Source organism: Sphingobacterium gobiense (assembly GCF_002980575.1).
In the GTDB taxonomy this organism is placed as follows: Bacteria; Bacteroidota; Bacteroidia; order Sphingobacteriales; family Sphingobacteriaceae; genus Sphingobacterium; species Sphingobacterium gobiense.
Genome location: NZ_PVBS01000002.1, coordinates 783471 through 803239 on the forward strand (window position 1 = coordinate 783471; position 19769 = coordinate 803239).

Genomic DNA, 19769 nt, shown 5'->3' on the forward strand with positions numbered 1-19769 from the left:
TAAACGTACTTAATATTAAAAAGTATATGAGGAGATACATAGTAATTTTTATAACCTCAATGGGGCTTGCTTTTTCGGCAATTGCGCAGCAAGCCAATGTGTTGACGGGTGTGGTTAAGGTTCAGGAGGGAGATCCTCTGCACGGTGCATCGGTGTTTGTGGAGAACAAGGACGAGCGAAACCTGCGTGGCGCATCTACGGATGAGCAAGGGCAGTTTAGTATAGAAGTTCCTGTCGAAGATAATTTAACGATTGTCTTTGCCTGTATAGGATTTATTTCTCAGCGGGTACCATATACCGGTCAGCAGGAAATCAATATTAGTTTACAAGTTGACGATACATCTATAGAAGAAGTGGTGATCACCGGTGCCGGACAGAAAAAAAATGCTATGGGCATCTCGTACCGTAACCAGGTGTCAGCAACCGAGAGTATCGATATGAAAGATTTGGAGACCATGCCCTTTGCTTCCATAGAGGCCGGTCTGCAAGGTCGTTTGGCCAATGTGGATATCATCTCAAGTGCCGATCCCGGTGCGCGAAGCTCTATTCGGATCCGCGGTACATCCTCTCTCAATGGGAACTCAGAGCCCTTGATCGTGGTGGATGGGGTGCCTTATCCGACCGAAATTTCGGACGATTTCAACTTCTCTACCGCCAACGATGAGGATTTCGGTGCCTTGGTCAATATTTCACCTATGGATATTGAGTCCATCGAAGTATTAAAAGACGCTGCTGCGACGGCTATCTGGGGCTCCAAAGGTGCGAATGGTGTACTCTTGTTCACAACGAAAAAAGGGCGTCAAGGAAAGACACAGTTTGCCTTTTCCAGTAAAATTGATGTCAAGCGAGAGGCGGAAACCATTCCTATGCTGGATGGGGGGCAATACGTAGCGATGATACAGGATGCGGTATGGAACTCCGTGAACGATCTGGGCTTTCAAAATGCGTCCGCCTATCTTTCCTTGCTGTATAATACGCAAGAGATTAATTACGACCCTTCCTGGGTTTATTTTAAGGAATATAATCAGAATACCAATTGGTTGGATCAAGTAACTCGTGTTGGACATTTCGTAGACAACTCGCTATCCATTAGTGGGGGTGGTGATAAGGCAACTTATCGGGTGTCATTAGGCTACCTCAATGACATCGGCACCACTAAGGGAACAGGCCTGAGCCGCTATAATACGTTGGTGAGTGTAAACTACAAATTTTCAAGCAAATTTAACATCAACGCAGATATGTCCTACTCCCTGAGCGAACGGGAAAATTTTTGGACAGGAAGGAATGTAAAAACGCCGCGAGCCATGGCAATGATCAAGATGCCGAATATGAGTCCGTATTATATGGATGACTATGGAAACTATACAAACGAGTATTTCACACCGCGGTTGAATTTTCAGGGAAGTTTTACCGGTGATGATAAATCGAGCATGTTTAACCCAGTAGCGATGGTCAATGAATCGATAAACAAAACCTCCGGCGAACAAGCACGGGTTATTTTTAGAGCGCAGTATCAAATACTTCCGGAATTACAATATACTGGTACGGTAGGTTTTGATACGCGGTCGACAAAAAACACGAAGTACCTGCCGCAATCGGTAACAGGCGTTATTTGGACAGACCCATGGTTTAACCGAAGTTCGGATGCCTTGACGGATAACCTCTATATTTCTACCGAGAATAAATTTATCTATGCCAAAACTTTTCAAGAAAATCACAGCGTCGTAGGGACGGGCTTGTTGCAAACCCGGGAGTCTAGAAACTTCAGTTATGCGAGTGAAACTTCGGGAAATGCCTCATCCTCATTAAGTGATCCGACTGCGGGAGGTGCTGTGGCCAACATGGGATCCGGAAACTCCCTCGGGCGGGATATCGGCGCAATCGCTAGTTTGCACTACGCCTTTAAAGACAAGTACATGATTAACGGAACTTATCGGTGGGAGGCGAGTACGGCGGTTGCCCCGCAAAATCGTTGGAAAGGTTTTCCGGCCGTTGGTGTGGCATATCACTTAGGTGATGAAGAATTTATAAAGAAGTGGGGTGTGGTCGATATGCTGAAGCTTCGCTACAGCTGGGGGAAAACCGGTAACGCGCCGAGTGGGAGCTTTACCTATATGGGAAGACTGGAACCAATAACGCCGGGTTATATGGATATGGTGGCCATATCACCGCGCACCATACAGCTGAACGATTTGAAGTGGGAAACCGTTACTCAGCAGGACATTGGTGTCGATCTCTCCTTTTTTAAGGACCGCTTGATGATTACTGCAGAATGGTATGATCGGGTTACGACGGATCTGTTACAGAAAGATGTGAAGTTACCTTCATCTACTGGCTTTTCTGAAATCAGCTTTTATAATTCAGGGAAAATGCAGAATAAAGGTTGGGAATTGATTTTTAACGTGGAAGCTATTCGCAGTAAAGATTTCGGCCTGTCCTTCAGTCATGTGAATATCTCCAGAAACAAAAATACCGTTTTGGACCTGCCGGATAATCTGGAATTTGAGCGGTATAATTTCGAAAATGGAAATTACGCGCACAAAATTGTAGAGGGTAATCCGCTAGGTTCGTTTTATGGCTACCGTTACTTAGGGCTTTACCAGAATGAGGAAGAGACCCTGGCGCGCGATCTTAATGGAAATCTCATTCGGAATATAAATGGGGAGACCGTGTATATGCACAATGGAAATCGCAGGGTCTTTGCCGGTGACGCGCGTTATGAAGATGTGGATGGCAATGGAGTTATTGATCAATATGATATTGTATACCTAGGAAATGCTATGCCGCTTTTTACTGCCGGCGGGGGTATCGATATTCGTTATAAAGGATTTCGCTTGAGTACCTTTTTCCATGGCCGTTTTGGACAAAAAGTGGTCAATTCTGTCCGGATGGATACCGAAAATATGCGCGGAACAAGCAATCAGAGTACGGCAGTGCTCGGCAGGTGGCGCAACGAGGGCGATGCTACTATGATTCCCAGAGCGCTTTATGGAGAAGGCTTTAACTACCTAGGATCCGATCGCTTTGTGGAAGATGCTTCCTTTGTACGGCTGAAGATGATTTCCCTGCGATATGCCTTACCTAAGCCTTTTATTGAACGCTTTGGGTTGACTCGTTTTGATGTATTTGCCACCCTCCAAGATGTGTATACTTGGACAAATTATTCCGGACAGGACCCGGAAGTAGCACTGTCCAGCAATGTTTATATGTTAAGTCAGGATAATGCAAATACCCCGCGACCTCGTCGTTTTGCTTTGGGAATAAATGTGAACTTTTAAGACCGTATAGATTATGAAAATAATAGCGAAACTTTTGATGATTTTTGTGTTGTTGAGCACGATAAGCTGTCAGAAATGGTTGGATATTAAGCCAGAAAATCAGCAGGTAACGGATGAGTATTGGATGAACAAGGAAGAAGTGGAGGCTGTACTGGGAGCCGCCTATGTCGGCCTGCAAAAGGGAATAGAGGATATGCTGATTTACGGCGAGTCACGTGGAAACACGTTAAGTCTGGGCGGTTATATTAACGTAGACCTGTTGCGTATAAAGAGCTTTTCGGTTTTGCCGAGTAATAGCTTAGTCAAATGGAGTAATTTTTACCAGATTATCAATTATGCAAACATGGTGCTGAAATATGCGCCGGATGTGATGGACAGGGATCCTTCCTTTAGTCGGGCAGTCATGGAATCCTACCTTTCAGAGGCCTACTTTCTCCGAGGCTTATGCTACTTTTATATTGTACGTACCTGGCGAGATGCCCCCTTAATTCTGGAACCTTATATGGACGATCAGCTGGCCTATGAGGTGGCGAAGTCTGGAAAGGATCAGCTTTTTAACCAGATTGTCCACGACTTTACAAGCGCACTGGCGAATACCAAAGATACCTGGCCGACTGCCTGGGAAACCAAAGGTAGATCTACGCGCTGGGCGATTCATGCCGCGTTGGCCGATGCCTACCTGTGGATTGGGGAATATGACTTGGCGATTACTTCGTGCAATGCAGTAATGGAATCCGGCAGAGTAGGTTTGATACAGGGTATGGTGAACACCAAGAATAACTGGTTTACGATTTTCAGTGAAGGCAATACCAATGAAGGAATCTATGAAATACAGTTTGATAACACGAAGGCGCAAACCAACAATTTGGTAGATAAGTTTGGCCCGTCCTACAATTGGATTATCTCCAATTATATGCTTTCATTATTTGCCGAGGATATGGACGATATTCGGGGACAGGGTGCCACGTACTCCAATGATCTGAAGATATGGAAGTATTTGGGGGCGGAAGCCGGAACTGGCGTGCCACGTTCCTTTTCTGATCAGAATTGGATTGTGTATCGCATGGCGGACATCTACCTGATGAAAGCAGAAGCCTTGATCATGAAGGGCGAGTCGTTTTATTCGGAAGCACTGGAGCTGATGACGGATGTTCGTCAGCGCGCAGGTATTTCTTTGCCGCTGGATCCCGGCAATACGGAAATCCTGATGTTGGATGCCTTATTGAAAGAACGCGCAAAGGAATTCCTCGGCGAAGGAAAATGCTGGTTTGATTTGTTACGTGTTGCGCAACGAAATAACTATGCTTATAAAGACTATTTTATCGAGCAGATTCTGCTAGGAAGCCCAGGAGCTTCAGCGCCGGTAATTCGAGCGCAACTGCTGAATGAAAATGCACATTACCTGCCCATACACGCGGATGAGATACAATTTAATCGACTGCTGGTGCAGAATCCTTACTATCAACACTTAAATTAAGGAAAGATGAAAGAAAAGAAGTTTACAGGGATACGGATGCTGCAGCTCTTGTTATGCAGCCTGTTGATGCTGGGCGTCAGCTGTAAGGACGCCTTTGACGGAGATACCTATACCGCCTATGAAGAGGTGCCAATTAGCTTATACCTGAAGGAAAATAAGGATCGTTATGGGTTGTGGGTAGAGGTGATGGAGAAGGCCAACCTCTACAATACCTTGAATCTGTCGGGAAATTATACCTTTTTTGCTCCGGTAAATGAGGGGGTGGAACGCTATTTACAAGCGATCAATGTCAACAGTGTGGCGGAACTTTCGGAAAACGATGCCAATTACTTGGTGCGCTATCACCTCATCCCGACGGTGATGATTGAGTTTGCACAGTTTGAGAGTGGCGCAATCAACGATTTAAATGCAACCGATGATAACCTCTTTGTCGAGTTTCGCGACGGAGGAACAGAGGCCATCTACCTCAACGGAGCAGCTCGGTTCAACGAATATGATATTCGGACCACAAATGGCGTGATTCACAGTATTGACGATGTCCTGATTCCGCTTGTAGAAACCGTATTCGATCGTTTTGAGGAACGCGCAAACTGGACTCTGTTTCGCGAACTGATCAGTATGACCGGCTATGAGGAACGGCTCTCAACAGTCTACACCGAAACGACAGACCCTATGGGGAATCCCATACAACAGCGTTTTAGGTACACCGCTTTTGTGGTGAGTAATGAAACATTTGCTCAGGAAGGAATAACCTCGGTCCAGGATTTACTAGACAGGCTGGAAGTGACAGACACGGATTACACTGAGCCTACAAACAGCTTGAATAAATACGTAGCCTATCACTTGATGGAGCAACAGCGCGCTTATGCAGATCTTGGGAAGTTTCCGGAAAGTGCCTACAAAATGAATTTTGCGACCATGGCGCCCAACGAATTGGTAAAAGTGTCTGACGGCGGAAGTGGCTTGGTGCTCAATGAAGATTTGGAAAGCGGAGAAAAAATTTCTTTTGTGGAGATCAACATTGCCTGTAAAAATGGCGTTGTCCACGAGGTAGATAATTGGATGCCCGTGTTTTTACCTGAGCAGGTACGGGTCATATGGGAGTTTACCGACTATCCGGATATTGAAGCTAATGTCAGTCAATACCGTAACAATAATCTAGGCTCACAGTACAATAAAACCTTTACGCCCAATGAACTGACGAACATCACTTGGAATGCGCAGCCGGAATATGCTACGGGCGAAGTGGTCTATAGAAACAATCGCCCAACCGAGGGAAATTGGTACCAATGTTTGAATCACGACCACCTGCGCGCTCAACTTGGCGAATCCGGTTGGATAGAATTTAAAAGTCCGACTATTGTTCGCGGTCGATACCGCGTATCCTTTGTCTGGCCGAGCACACGATATTCGTCGCATACAGGTATTGTGGCTTTTATCATGGATGGCCAGATGATTTATTCTCGTTTGGTGATTTCCAACTCTAGAGAAGATCGCAATTTGACGCAAAACTTGGGTACGATAGAATTTACGGAAACAACGGATCATACATTGCGAATTTTGTCCTTAGATGGTGGACTCATCACGATGGATTACCTGCAATTGGATCCGATAGACTAACAATAAAAAGGGAAGGTTATGAAAAGAATAATGTATGCTGTATGGACGGTATTATTACTAAGTACAGCCTGTCAGAAAAATTGGAATGCCCATTACAGCGAAGAGCAGCAGAATGCTTCGCCATTGAATTTGCTCGAATACCTAAAATCGAAACCGCAGTATTCCGAATTTGTGTCTAAGCTGGAAGAATTTGGCCTGGCGGATGAATTGGAACGCGATCAGAGTTTAACGGTTTGGGTGGTCTCTAATGAGAGAATGGCCGCATTGAACAGTATGGAGGAGGACCTAAAATTTGTCTTAAGCTATCATATTAATAGTTTGATGTACGACAATACGAAGCTGAAGAGTGGGCTGCGGGTGATGACTTTCAACGGTAAGTATTTGACGGTGGAACGAGCGGGAGAGCAGGTGATGGTGGGAGATGCTCAGGTGCTGAACGGAAACCAACTTTGCCAAAATGGAGTAGTGCACGAGGTTGATCAAATCTTGACACCCGACAAAAGTATTTATGAATATATCGAAGAACTGGGAGATGATTACTCACTGATTCGAGACACCCTTTTGGCGATGAACGACACAGTTTTCGATTTGGAAAACAGTATTCCGGTTGGGGTAGATCCCACGGGGAATACAGTCTATGACTCGCTGTTCGTCATTACGAACCCCATTTTTGATCGCGTGAATTTTCGTTCGGAGTTTGCCAACGTAACCATGTTCATGCCCAGTAACCAGGTTATCACCAGCTGTTTCGATGATCTGGCGGAGCTGTACGATCAGTTTGGCAAGGAGTTTCTAAGAGAGGATACCTTAAAAGCCTATGCTTGGATCAAGGATGCGATTTTTTATAATGAAGTGATAGAAAGCAGCTTCGAAGAGGATATTGTTTCGGCTTTTGGAAAGTTATGGAAACCCTCCGTGCAGCTTGTCGATCGGGATTATAAGCGGATGAGCAACGGGCGTATCTACGATATTACCAAGTTAAAAATCCCAAATTATGAACACATTGATATGATTAAGCAATTATTCCACTACTACGAGTTTGTGCCGGATGCGGAAAAAGATGCCTTATTTACCCTAAACAATGTGACAAGGATGCAATTAAATGACGACTTAACGGTTGGTTTCCCCACCTTAGGAATAGAGGTCACTTATAGAACCTTACACATACACGGAGATTTGGATGACGGACTGCCGGCTTCGATTGAGTTCACGCCCATTATGTTAGAGCAGAAACCCGATGGATCAACCGGTTATAAAGTGGTGGAAGTACCTCCTGGTGAATATAACCTCTATATGGGCTTCCGTCATACTAGTCATCCTTTTGTTAATATCTATGTAGACGATGTACCAGTGGCGGAAATGCTGAATGTAGAACCCGCAACACCGTGGCATTATGACCGAAGTACCAATGTGGTGCCCGGTACGCGATACAACGGTTGGGGGGGGCTGGTTGGACCGGTGGTGATTGATGGTGACGAGGTTCGGTCTTTCAAATTAACAGTAGAGTTCGCCGGATTGGGTAAAAGTTCGGTAGAACGTATAATCCCTTATCACTGGACTTTAGTGCCAACCGAAAATAACTATTAATGACAAGAATATTAGCTGATTATATGAGGAATGTAATAATGATACAGGTGCGCCATCTACTGCTGAGTGTCTTTGTGCTGGTGGGGTCGATAGCGTTCGCCCAGACGGAGATACGTGGTAAGGTGCTGAGCAGTTACGATGGTGAGCCGGTGGGGAACGCGGTGGTAAGCATATTGAATACCACGAGCAATACACGTACCGCATCGGATGGTACCTTTAACCTAGACGTCGAGGATGTTGGAAACGCCATCCTCCGCGTGTGGAGTCCAGGCTATTACGAAGTGAAACTGGCGCTGTTGGGACGAACGAACTTGGAAATCACCCTGATCGGGGAAGGTAGAGCCAATTACGTGAATGTTGCGGAGGGGAGTTTCTCGGATCGAAATAGCGCGGTATTATCCAATATCGATTTTCGAGATGGAGCAATTGATGTGGAGCAAAGCTTGATTGGTGAAATGGCCGGGATGCGGGTGCTGAATAAAAGTGGCATGGCCTCCGAGGGAGGGATGATGAATTTTCGGGGTGTTCGTTCTTTTGAAGCGGACAATGCCCCCTTGATGGTGATTGACGGGACACCTTTTTTGCCGGACTTAGCTAATTCCCCGATTATCGGTGGCTATGCTCGAAGTCCGTTTGGTGCGGTCGCCTTAAAGGATATTATTAGTGTTCGCCTACTAAAAGGTGCGGAAACCGCGCGGTATGGATCGCTAGGCTCAAACGGCGTTTTGCTTTTGCAAACTTCCGCCGCCGATGATATGGAAACCGTGGTAGAGTTCAACGGCAACTACGGTATCGCCCACAATTATCGAACTGTCCCGATGCTTAATGGTAGCCAGTATAAAAACCTTTTGGGAACGATTGGTATGACGCAGTTTGAAGATGCCGGCGAGTTCTTGGCTAAATTCCCTTTTCTGCGCGAGGATCCGGATTATTATTACAATTACTTGTATAACAATGAAACGGACTATCAGGATGCCATCTACCGGAATGCCTTTGTGACGGATAATCACTTACGTATCAAAGGAGGGGATGCGGTGGCAAAATACGACTTGTCCTTGGGCGTTTTGAGCCAGCAAGGGACATTGGATAGAACGGTCAATACCCGCTACAGTACGCGCCTAAATGCGAATATTAACCTCGGCGGGAATTTTGATTTATCGGCTGTGTCTGCATTGACCTACAATACCGGAAGAATGCAGGAACAAGGGATATTGCCAGCAACCAACCCGTTGTTGGCGGCGCTGCACCGTGCACCGATTCTGAGTCCTTACGCGAAGGATCAACTCAACAATATCTTGCCTGAATTCGATGTGGTGGGGCAGTTTGATGTTACAAACCCGTTGGCTTTGCTGCATACGGCAGATTTTAAATCGGATATCTACGATGTTTTTGTGCAGGGGAACTTGGGCTACCAGGCAAAGCCAAACCTACGCTTTAATGCACAATTGGGATTGTTTTCCAATTATACGCGTCAGGCGGCCTTCATTCCTGGAGTTTCCAGCCATACCATAGTGGCTATGGAGGATGGCATCGCGCTGAACACCGCCCGAGCTGGTAGTGGAAAAAACGCCAATATTTCTTGGAATGTTTACGGTACCTATGACAAAACATGGGGCCGAGATGCGGCGCGGTTTGGTGGCGGGATTCAAGGTTTACTCAATTCAGGAGAATATGATGCGGGAACCGGACGGAATACGAGCTCAGACTTTTATCGTACGTTGAACTACGTAAACAATGATGGCCGACTGTTTTACGGCTATAGCGAGGGGTGGAACTGGATGAATATCTATGGTTATACGGAGTACAATTGGCGAAATTTGGCAAAACTTGATGTGAGTGTCAGCGTTGACGGAACCTCGGTTACTGGTGCGAATGCGAATCGCTTCGGGCTGTTCCCCGCGGCTGATCTCTCTTTTTTACTGTCGAATATGGCCGGCTTTCGGGATATAAACTCCCTGAACAACCTCGTCTTGAAACTGGGCTATGCCAAAACCGGAAACAGCCGTTTCTCGTCAAAAATCGGACAACCGTTCTATAGCAGCCAGCTTTTTCGTCAACTTGCAGGGATTGTGGTGGGCAATATCCCCAATGAAGGTATCACTTGGGAAGACAATGAAAATTGGCAAGCTAACTTGATTTACTCGGGTTTGGATCAACGATTGAACGTAAACCTAGGTTATTATTTTAATAAAGCCAGCAACCTCTTAAATGCGTTTCCGGTATCGCCTGTTGGTGGGATTGAGCACATCTATATGAATGGCGGCGAAATCCATAACCGCGGACTGGAACTGGATGTGAACCTGACGATGCTGGATAAGAGCGACTGGTCGGTCAACTGGCGCGGGAACCTATCCACCTTGCATAGCGAGGTAAAAGCCTTGGTGAACGGAGCGGATTTGTTGATGCGGCAGCCCGATGGGCTTACACGCATCAATCGGCTAGGCGAAGCCCCTCTTTCCTTCTTCGGTCATGATTACCTAGGCGTCATCGCCAGTCAATCTGAAGCCTCAACACTAGGCCTTAGCGATTTTAGAAATCAGGCTTTTGCGGCCGGTGATGCCCACTTTGCTGATTTTAATGGTGATGGGGTAATCGATAATGAAGATCAAACCCTACTGGGAAGCAGCTTACCTAACCTATTTGGTGGTACCGCGCTGCAAGTTCGGTATAAAAACATCCATTTGCAGGGAATGCTCAGTTTTAGCAAAGGCAATAAAATGTATAACGGTTTGCGCAGAAGTGTAGAAAGTATGGGTAATTATGCCAACCAGTCGGAGGGAACTTTGCGACGATGGCAAGCAGACGGACAAGTGACGAACGTACCACGGGCAAGCTACGGAGATCCCATGGAAAACACGCGCTTTTCTAGCCGGTGGATAGAGGACGCCTCCTTTATGCGTCTGGAATATGTTACGTTGTCGTATAAGTTTGGGCAACATCGAATCAATTTTCTATCGAATTCAGAATGGTTTATCGTAGGAGAGAATCTGTTTACTTGGACCGATTACCTCGGCTTGGATCCGGTAACTGCCTATAACAATTCGATTAACTTTCTGGGCGCAGATTACGGGAAAATTCCCCTGCCCCGAACCTTTAAACTTGGGGTGAATATTAAGCTTTAGAAATATGAGGATAAAAAGAAAATACTTGATGAGTGGGCTGGCGGCGCTGATGCTGAGCTTCACTGGTTGCTCCAGCTACTTTGACGTAGATACCAACGATATCTTACTGGACGAAGACTACGTGAAGGAGTCCAATGAACTATATTCCGGCTATATGGGCGTCGCATCGAAAATGCAAGCCTTGGCGGATCAAACCGTATTTTTGGCGGACCTTCGTACGGATTTGCTGGAACCTACGGTCAATGCGCCGCAAGATCTTTGGGATTTGTATAATTTTAACGAGAAGCCGGGAAACAGCTTTGCAAACCCTCGAGCATACTATGATTTGATTGTCAATGCCAATGCATACTTGGATAAGGTTATCGCTTATAAGGCAAAGAACCCAACCGCTATAGAGGAAGAACACTATCGGGCTTTGATTTCTGGAACAATTCGTTATAAGGTCTGGGCTTACCTTACCTTGGGCAAGCTTTACGGCCAAGTGGCCTATTTTGATGATCCCAACCTGAGTTTGGATAAAATCGGCGAGCTTCCGATCATCAGTTTTGACGAACTGATTCCCCAATTGATTGCCTTAATGGAGAATGGTGTGGAGGGTATTAACGGTACCGTTGAAACAAACTGGGGGAATATTCTCTTCCCGGGCGTTGCAGCCAATGAGCAAGATTTGGTTTGGAATATGATCTGTCCTTCGCCTTCGCCGCTGCGTATGGAATTATACCTCTGGAATCGCGAATACCGGCGGGTAGTGGATATTGGCATACAGTTTATCTATGACGATGGAGGTGGTCGTTATAAAATTGGTAACGATGATTATAATGGCGAATGGATACAATTTTTCACCCGCAATCCAGTGACCAAAACCCGTGGATTGATCAATATCGTTCCTTACGATTACGAACGGAATCAAACCAATCGGCTGATCCGTTATTTCTCGAACGAAGCACCTTCGTTGTATTATTTGAAGCCCACGGAAGTGATCATGCAACGCTATGAAAGACAACTGCGCTATGATGGGCATACGCGGGGGGATCAATATAGAGGAATAAATTATACCTACTATTTTCAAAACGGCGAATGGGTGATTCGTAAGTTTTCGCGCGAACGGGAAAGTGCTTCGGAAATTCACAAGAATAATGTGCATATCGTCATTTACCGGGACTCGGACGTACACTTCTTTATGATTGAGGCACTAAATAACCTAGGCAAGTTCGCACAAGCCGAAGCGATGCTAAACGACGGTATTGAGCAGTACTTGATTCGTAACGTCGATAACCTGGAGTATCCGTTTGATGATGAGGTGATGAATTCCAGCTTATCCCGAAATTGGGGGATTCGCCGCCGTGTGAATCTCGCTCCGGTTTTCCCGGAAGGTTTATCAAAAGCCGATATCGTAACCGAAGCAGATCGGCAAGAATATATGGCGGCATTGGATCGCTTGGTGGTGGAAGAGTGGTTGATGGAAAGCGCCGGCGAGGGGAAGGGCTTTCCCGCATTGGTGCGCTTCGCCAAACGCTGGAACGATCCAGCTATCCTAGCCGATGTCGTGGCCTCCAAATACCCGGAAGGTCAAAAACAACAGGTAAGAGAGCACATGATGAATGAGCAAAATTGGTTTGTGAAGTATCCGTTGGATTAGTTACCAAAGTACGTTTATTTTTTTATTATAAACCCTTAAAATTACAAAGTCATGAGAAAAATTTTGTTAAGTATCCTATTTTTATGGACCGGTACTGTTGCCTTTGGGCAGAGTATTAGTTGGAGTTTCCTTAGTTCGTATCCCCACATACCAATAACGTATGTCGATGACACGAAATTAACCTACGAATCTGCGAATGGAGTGTTAAAGGTTGAATATGAGCTTGTAACCGCCAATGGAGAGAATATTTTGTATTATGACATACAGCTTTCTCCCTTGCCGGGAGACCCTATAACGGAACTCGAATATTATGGGTTTAGTGAAGGGTCCATATATCATCCAATATTCTATACCTCTTTTTGGAATAGTGTTGATGGGTCTCCCTTATCAGGAAGCGTAACTCTAAACCAAGGTGACCCGGAAGATTTTTGTCTTTACATTGAGGCTATTACATCTTCGAACATACGGTATCACTTAGGTTTTTTTGCCACCTACTATCCATATTAGAAAGTTATGGATTAGTGAGGACAATCGATTAGAGAACCCTCACTTGGAGGATGTTTTTGCTTACCTTAATGCCGGTGGACAGGAGGTAAATGCCTTTTTAACGAATATCATTATGAACGAACAGAACTGGTTTGTGAAGTATCCGTTGAAATAGGTATGGATACATGTTATTTAGTTGTTTTGTCAATTTTTAGATAAAATACATCAATTTTTGAAAGTGTAAAACGTGCGCTGACCCCTACTTTTGGCAGGAAGTAACTATAAACTGAAACATTTATGATGCTAACTGTTAGACAAAACGTAAAGGGGGGAGTGGTGTGCCTACTACTCTTTTTTGCTATGGTTTCGTTGGTTAAGGCGCAAGAGTTTTCCTTATCGGGGAGAGTGACTGACGCAAATAACGAAGCTATAAGTGGCGCCAGTGTGCAAGTCAAAGGTAAGACAGCGAGCACACTGACGGAAGAAAATGGAACTTTTTCGCTTGCGGCTGAGGTAGGCGATGTCTTAGAGATTACCTATGTAGGATATACGCCAGAAGAGGTGACCGTAACCAACCAGAATCCGGTGACTATCCTATTGATGACTGCCAACAACGATTTGGATGAAGTGGTCGTAATCGGATATGGAACAGCCCGAAAAAGAGATTTAACTGGTGCTGTCGGTTCAGTTAGAGGAGAAGACATTCGTCAGATCCCTGTCACGACGGCGGCGCAAGCGCTCACTGGTAAAGTTGCGGGTGTAAATGTCGTAACGCAAAGTGGAGCTCCCGGGGCGGATGTTAATATTATGGTGCGTGGAGGAACATCTATTACTGGATCAACAACACCTTTATATGTCGTGGATGGGTTTGTAATGGACGACGCCTTGATGAAAATTGATATTAACGATATCGAAGGTATCGATATCTTGAAAGATGCATCCGCGACGGCTATATATGGCGCCCGGGGAGCAAACGGAGTTGTATTAATTACCACAAAATCGGCAAAATCTGGGCGGACCGCTGTTGATTACAATGCTTACCTGAGTTTCGAGCAATTGAGCAGAAAGCTTGACCTTCTGGGCGTAGAAGATTATGTGAAATACCAATATGAATTCCAGACACTAGCTGGTAGAGAGCATAATTTTGCAGCTATGTTTGGAGGTGATGTTTCCGCGCCTGATTTTGCTTCTGGCGCTTATGCCCGCATTCAAAATGATTATGGATCGCGTACCGGTATTGATTGGCAAGAGGAAGTGTTCGGTGGAAACGCATTGTTACAAACACATAATGTCAATATTTCGGGGGGTAACGAGAAAACGAAATTGATGTTATCCTACAACAATACGAACCAAGATGGAATTTTGGCGAAGTCCGGCTTTCGACGAAATAGTGTGCGAGCCAAAGTAGATCACCAATTGTTTAAAGGTGTGAACGTCGATTTTAATTCGTTGTTCCAAGATGCCAACAGACAAGGTGGGGGCTCACTAGGAGGGATGCTCAAGATGTCGGCGTTACAGCCAGCTACAGGCGGGATTCGCTATAGCGATCAAGAATTGCTAAACAACGATATTAGTGAAGATCTTCAACTGATTGACTCTCAATATGATATTGCAAACCCTATCATTATGAACGATGCGCGAAGCAGGGAAAGGGCATCTCGTTTAGCCAACGTTAACGTAGGGTTGACGGCTAAGTTTTTGGATAATTTTACCTTCCGGACACAAGGTTCCTATCAGTGGGGGCAGACACGTAATGACTTTTGGGATGACGGAAGAACCAGAGAGGCTAGGAATAACAGAGGTCCCTACGGTTCTATGAAAAATGCGGAAAATTATGAATGGCAATGGACGAACACATTGTCGTGGATGAAAGACCTGGACAAGCATCACATCAATTTAATGGCAGGACATGAAGTACGATACGAAGAAAGTCATGGTGTAGAGCACGAATACTTTGAATTTCCGGGAAGTAATTTTGGATTGAAGGATGTCAGCTTGGCTGGAAGGACGGAGCGTGGCGAATCTGAAGCCCGCCGATACGGCTTGGTATCAGGTTTTTTCCGCGGAATCTACAATTATGACGATCGCTATTTGGTAACCGCTACCATTCGTGCTGATGGCGTGTCCACCTTTCGGGAAGGTAATAAATGGGGTGCATTTCCATCGGCGTCCGCGGCTTGGAATATACACAATGAAAGCTTTATGGAAGACAATGGTATTTTCGATCAACTAAAGTTGCGTGTAGGCTACGGAACAACCGGCAACGATAGGATCGAAAGTACACGCTATGCTACATTGTATGGCTCAACCGTTGTGGCTGTGGACAACAGTACAGTTATTGGTGTCAGACCGAGCGAAACGTTGGGAAATCCAGATCTGGTCTGGGAGAAAACGCAAACCACCAATATTGCCCTGGACTTAGCACTGCTGAATAACCGTGTAAACTTGACCGCCGACTTTTACAATAATGAATCAAAAAATCTGTTGTTAAAGGCAAATATACCGACTTCTACTGGATATAATACCCAGTTTCAGAATGTTGCCACGCTACGGAACCGTGGGGTAGAACTTTCCTTGAACACGTTAAACGTACGTAATGACAACTTTCAGTGGAAGTCTGCTTTCAATATAACCTTTAACCGGTCGAAAGTAGGACGTCTCTTTGGTAGTGCCGGAAATGATTATATGATTACGAGTTATGAATCAAGGATTAACTTCTATACACAGGTTGGAGGGCCGATTAGTACTTTTTATGGATACAAATACGACGGCGTGTATACGACCGACGATTTTACGCAAAACGGAGATGGCGGTTATACACTAAAAGATGGTGTAGCTTCTTTAAAAGGAAAAGACCGTTCTTCTGTGAAACCGGGTGACGTGAAGTATTTGCCAATAATGGGCGAGACCGACACGAACGGCAACCCGGTCTGGTCACCGGAAGACCGTACAGATCTAGGTAACCCTGAACCTAAATTTTTCGGGGGCTTCAACAATGAATTTATCTATAAGGGTTTCGACCTGAGTGTTTTCTTGAACTTTGTTTATGGTAATAAAGTTTTCAATATGAATAGCCAACGGTTTATGGGACCGTATTTACCCAATCAGAACTCGCTGGGCGACATGGCGAATCGCTTTACTCTAATTGACCCCAATACCGGGCTAGAAACAAGCGATTTAAATCGGTTAGCCGAATTGAATCCAGATCAACATGACGCCCGCCAGATATGGAGCTTGAATTCCGGTAATAATATTGCGATTTCTGATCCATTGGATTACTATCTGGAGGACGGATCGTTCTTGCGGATCAACAATATCACGTTAGGCTACACGTTACCCGGAAGAGTTTCTAAAAAAGCATTTATTCAACGAATGAGGTTCTATGTTACGTTAAACAATGTGCACACATTTACGAATTATTCGGGATATGATCCTGAGGTTTCGGCTACAGACGCCATTTTAACGCGAGGAGTCGACAACTCGGCGTATCCACGTATTAAAAGTTTTGTAACGGGAATTAATTTAACGTTTTAAAGAATAGTATTATGAAATTCAATATATATATCATTATAGCAGCCGTTCTACTGGGTGCAACATCGTGTAAAGATTTTCTGGAACTGCCTTCGGAAAAGGATTTCGATAGTTCCACCATATTCGAAGATGTCGGAAAAGTGGAGATGGCCGTATTAGGCGCCTATACCAGTACCTTTAACGCCGAGCTCTTTTACCAATTCGGTATGGGAACGGATGAATGCTTCTCCACTGAGGGAGAAACCAACTCGAAAAACCAGGTCTCTAATTATGTGTACAATCCTGCGATAAGTCCGACGTCTACTTACGCCGCTATGTATGCCGGTGTCGAGCAAGCGAATGTCTTAATCAGGAATATCCCGCTGATGGATCAAGTTAGCGAAACAGAAACTACAAAACTCAATATGTTGCTAGGGGAAGCTTATGCGATTCGAGCGGCTAACATGCTACATGTGGTTCGCTACTTTGGTGATGTGCCTTATCCCACCATCCCCGTGGTAGAAATGCCGGATTTCTCTACTTCTCGCGTGAGCCGAGATACGATATTAGATGGTTGTATACAGGATTTGCAGGAGGCCATTGCGCTGTTGCCTTGGAAAGGAGAGTCAGGGATGCCTGTGGAGCGAATATCTAAAAATGCCGCTTATGGATTGCTGGCTCGTATAGCCTTGTATGCAGCGGGATATTCATTACGATGGGATCTAGATAGCTATGCGTCCGGTAGTGTTCGTTTGGCGCAGCGTTCAGACACGCAACGCATTCAGGAACTATATGAGATCGCACGTGATGCTTGCAAGACGGTTGTGGACAGAGGAGAGAATGAGCTTATAGATTATGAGACGATTTTTCGAGATTTGGTCAATGGCAGATACAATAATGAGTCGATGTTCGAATACGGTCAAAAAGGTGCTGATCGCAATGAGGCGCGACTTGGCTATACGAATGGCATCTTTGCACACGAACGGTCGTTTTACAATAAGTCTCAACCAGCTATGGCGGCACTGCCTACATACTATTTTGAATTTGAAGAAGGCGATGTACGCCGTGATGTGACCATCTCAAATTATGCCATTACAGCGGAAAGCATTCACCAGATGAATACCTATGCTAACCATATGGTTGGTAAGTTTCGTGTGAACTGGAAAGGAGATGGGGGTGTTTCGGCAGCCCAGCGGGATATCAACTGGATACACCTGCGGTACGCGGATATTTTATTGATGTACGCTGAAGCAGAAAATGAACTGAATAATGGTCCCACAGCTGTAGCGAAAGAGATGTATGAAAAGGTACGGTTACGAGCATTCCAAAACGATCGGTCGAAAATTGGCGAAACGCCTGGGACGTATGCCGATTTCAGAGATGCAATCATTCAGGAGCGCAAACTCGAACTCGGTTTTGAGGGCTGGCGCAGAACTGATCTAATCCGGTGGGGTATACTGTACGAAAAGTTGACGGAGACGAAACAAGAAATTCTCGATCTTGCTAATCACACAGGCAAGTATGAAGGGGTAGCTCAGTATAGGGCATATAAACGAACAGACGCAAGAACGTTTAATGATCCGACCGTCGCGTTAGATTTTATCGCTTTGGAAAGTGAGCCAACCCAAGAAGAAAGGACAGCATTAGAAAATCAGGGATATACAATTCTGAATATGTATGGAGCGTCTGCTGTCTTTTTTGCCAATGCATTTTCTGCCGACGCCGTTTGGGTGAGAAATATATACCGCGGACTAGAAAAGAACAAAGTAGAGCTTTTTCCGTTGAACACAACGACTATTGATAATAATCCAGGGCTTCGTGGGCAACAGCATCCCTTATACTAATTCATATGTCAAATAAAAAAATAACCACTCCCATTTTAGTCCTACTACTATGTTTCCTGAGCCTCCGATCAATGGCTCAGGAACAGAAGCTATATCTACAGTTTGCCGAATCCGAAATGAAACGCTTCCCTGAAGCATGGCAGATTGATCATGGCAAACGGCTGTATTTTGGATATGGCCAAGGACTGGGTTGTCTCGCCATGTTGAAAATATGGGAGAAAACCCACGATCAAAAATATTTCGACTATGTCGAAGCTTGGGCCGATACGATCATCAACGAAGAGGGTAGCATTCACCTGTACAAACGGGAGACGTATAATATTGACTATATTAATCCGGGCAAGATTCTCTTCACACTCTACGGAAAGACTGGAAAAGAAAAGTATAAGCTTGCTATTGAACGATTGATGGATCAACTGCATGTTCACCCCCGAACGCTGGAAGGGGCATATTGGCATAAATTGATCTATCCCCACCAAATCTGGTTGGATGGCGTGTATATGGCAGATCCCTTTATCGCCCAATATGGACAATTTACAGGCGATAGCACACACTATGATGACGTAATCAATCACATTCTCGTGACGGCGAAGCACACGTATGATAAGGCAACGGGACTATACTTTCATGCCTGGGATGAAAGCAAAAAGCAAAAGTGGGCCAATAAAGTCACGGGGCAGTCGCCGAACTTTTGGGGGCGTAGTATCGGTTGGTGGTTTATGGCTTTGGTCGATGTACTCGATTTTATTCCGGAAGATTACCCGAAAAGAGACGAGATCGTAGTGCTCATCAACGGATTGGCCGAAACATTGCCAAAGTACCAAGATGAAGCAGGTTTATGGTGGCAAGTGCTGGATAAAATTGGTAAAGAGAAAAACTATCAGGAGGCCTCTGTAAATGCGATGTTTATGTATGGCTTCGCTAAGGCAACCAACAAGGGTTATATCCCTACCTCCTATAAAACAGTCGCTGAAAAAACCTTAGCGGGTATTCAAAAGAAACTGCTGAAGACCGAGTCCGACGGCACGCTTACGCTCATGCAGTGCAACGCTGTTGCAGGCCTGGGAGGGCATCCTTACCGTGATGGCAGTTATGATTATTATGTCAACGAACGCATTCGGGAAAACGATGTCAAAGCTACAGGCCCGTTTATCATGGGATTATTGGAATTAAATAGGTAGCCGAAGATTACGCAGGACGGCGCAG

The 19769-nt window shown here is 45.2% G+C and carries 10 protein-coding genes; all 10 read left to right on the top strand.

Annotation, left to right across the window (positions count from 1 at the left end; all coding sequences use genetic code 11):
* The first annotated feature begins 26 nt into the window (after window positions 1–26).
* Window positions 27–3278, top strand: coding sequence for a SusC/RagA family TonB-linked outer membrane protein (locus tag C5749_RS12120; protein ID WP_105726381.1), 3252 nt, complete (start codon window positions 27–29; stop codon window positions 3276–3278).
* A gap of 13 nt (window positions 3279–3291) precedes the next feature.
* The gene (locus C5749_RS12125; protein WP_105726383.1) at window positions 3292–4755 is read left to right on the top strand and encodes a RagB/SusD family nutrient uptake outer membrane protein; all 1464 of its coding nucleotides are present in this window, start codon (window positions 3292–3294) and stop codon (window positions 4753–4755) included.
* A 6-nt stretch (window positions 4756–4761) separates the two neighbouring features.
* Window positions 4762–6375, top strand: coding sequence for a fasciclin domain-containing protein (locus C5749_RS12130; protein WP_105726385.1), 1614 nt, complete (start codon window positions 4762–4764; stop codon window positions 6373–6375).
* A gap of 18 nt (window positions 6376–6393) precedes the next feature.
* On the top strand, window positions 6394–7962 hold the full coding sequence (locus C5749_RS12135; RefSeq protein ID WP_105726387.1) for a fasciclin domain-containing protein: 1569 nt from the start codon (window positions 6394–6396) through the stop codon (window positions 7960–7962).
* On the top strand, window positions 7962–11084 hold the full coding sequence (locus tag C5749_RS12140) for a SusC/RagA family TonB-linked outer membrane protein (RefSeq protein ID WP_245893749.1): 3123 nt from the start codon (window positions 7962–7964) through the stop codon (window positions 11082–11084). The genes C5749_RS12135 and C5749_RS12140 overlap by 1 nt, the downstream gene beginning before the upstream one ends.
* 4 nt (window positions 11085–11088) lie before the next feature.
* Entirely contained in the window at window positions 11089–12723 is a 1635-nt protein-coding gene (locus C5749_RS12145; protein ID WP_245893750.1) for a RagB/SusD family nutrient uptake outer membrane protein, read from the top strand.
* 51 nt (window positions 12724–12774) lie between these two features.
* Entirely contained in the window at window positions 12775–13230 is a 456-nt protein-coding gene (locus tag C5749_RS12150) for a hypothetical protein (protein ID WP_105726391.1), read from the top strand.
* 276 nt (window positions 13231–13506) lie between these two features.
* Entirely contained in the window at window positions 13507–16743 is a 3237-nt protein-coding gene (locus tag C5749_RS12155; RefSeq protein ID WP_245893752.1) for a SusC/RagA family TonB-linked outer membrane protein, read from the top strand.
* A gap of 11 nt (window positions 16744–16754) precedes the next feature.
* Window positions 16755–18563, top strand: a complete 1809-nt coding sequence (locus C5749_RS12160) for a RagB/SusD family nutrient uptake outer membrane protein (RefSeq protein WP_105726393.1) — start codon at window positions 16755–16757, stop codon at window positions 18561–18563.
* Between the two features lie 71 nt (window positions 18564–18634).
* Window positions 18635–19744, top strand: a complete 1110-nt coding sequence (locus C5749_RS12165; protein WP_245893754.1) for a glycoside hydrolase family 88/105 protein — start codon at window positions 18635–18637, stop codon at window positions 19742–19744.
* Window positions 19745–19769 lie beyond the last annotated feature (25 nt).

Bases quoted from the DNA above. Each gene is read 5' to 3' on its own strand.
- C5749_RS12145 (WP_245893750.1), top strand. From the start codon at position 11,089: ATGAGGATAAAAAGAAAATACTTGATGAGTGGGCTGGCGGCGCTGATG.
- C5749_RS12125 (WP_105726383.1), top strand. From the start codon at position 3,292: ATGAAAATAATAGCGAAACTTTTGATGATTTTTGTGTTGTTGAGCACG.
- C5749_RS12130 (WP_105726385.1), top strand. From the start codon at position 4,762: ATGAAAGAAAAGAAGTTTACAGGGATACGGATGCTGCAGCTCTTGTTA.
- C5749_RS12135 (WP_105726387.1), top strand. From the start codon at position 6,394: ATGAAAAGAATAATGTATGCTGTATGGACGGTATTATTACTAAGTACA.
- C5749_RS12120 (WP_105726381.1), top strand. From the start codon at position 27: ATGAGGAGATACATAGTAATTTTTATAACCTCAATGGGGCTTGCTTTT.
- C5749_RS12140 (WP_245893749.1), top strand. From the start codon at position 7,962: ATGACAAGAATATTAGCTGATTATATGAGGAATGTAATAATGATACAG.
- C5749_RS12155 (WP_245893752.1), top strand. From the start codon at position 13,507: ATGATGCTAACTGTTAGACAAAACGTAAAGGGGGGAGTGGTGTGCCTA.
- C5749_RS12160 (WP_105726393.1), top strand. From the start codon at position 16,755: ATGAAATTCAATATATATATCATTATAGCAGCCGTTCTACTGGGTGCA.
- C5749_RS12165 (WP_245893754.1), top strand. From the start codon at position 18,635: ATGGCTCAGGAACAGAAGCTATATCTACAGTTTGCCGAATCCGAAATG.
- C5749_RS12150 (WP_105726391.1), top strand. From the start codon at position 12,775: ATGAGAAAAATTTTGTTAAGTATCCTATTTTTATGGACCGGTACTGTT.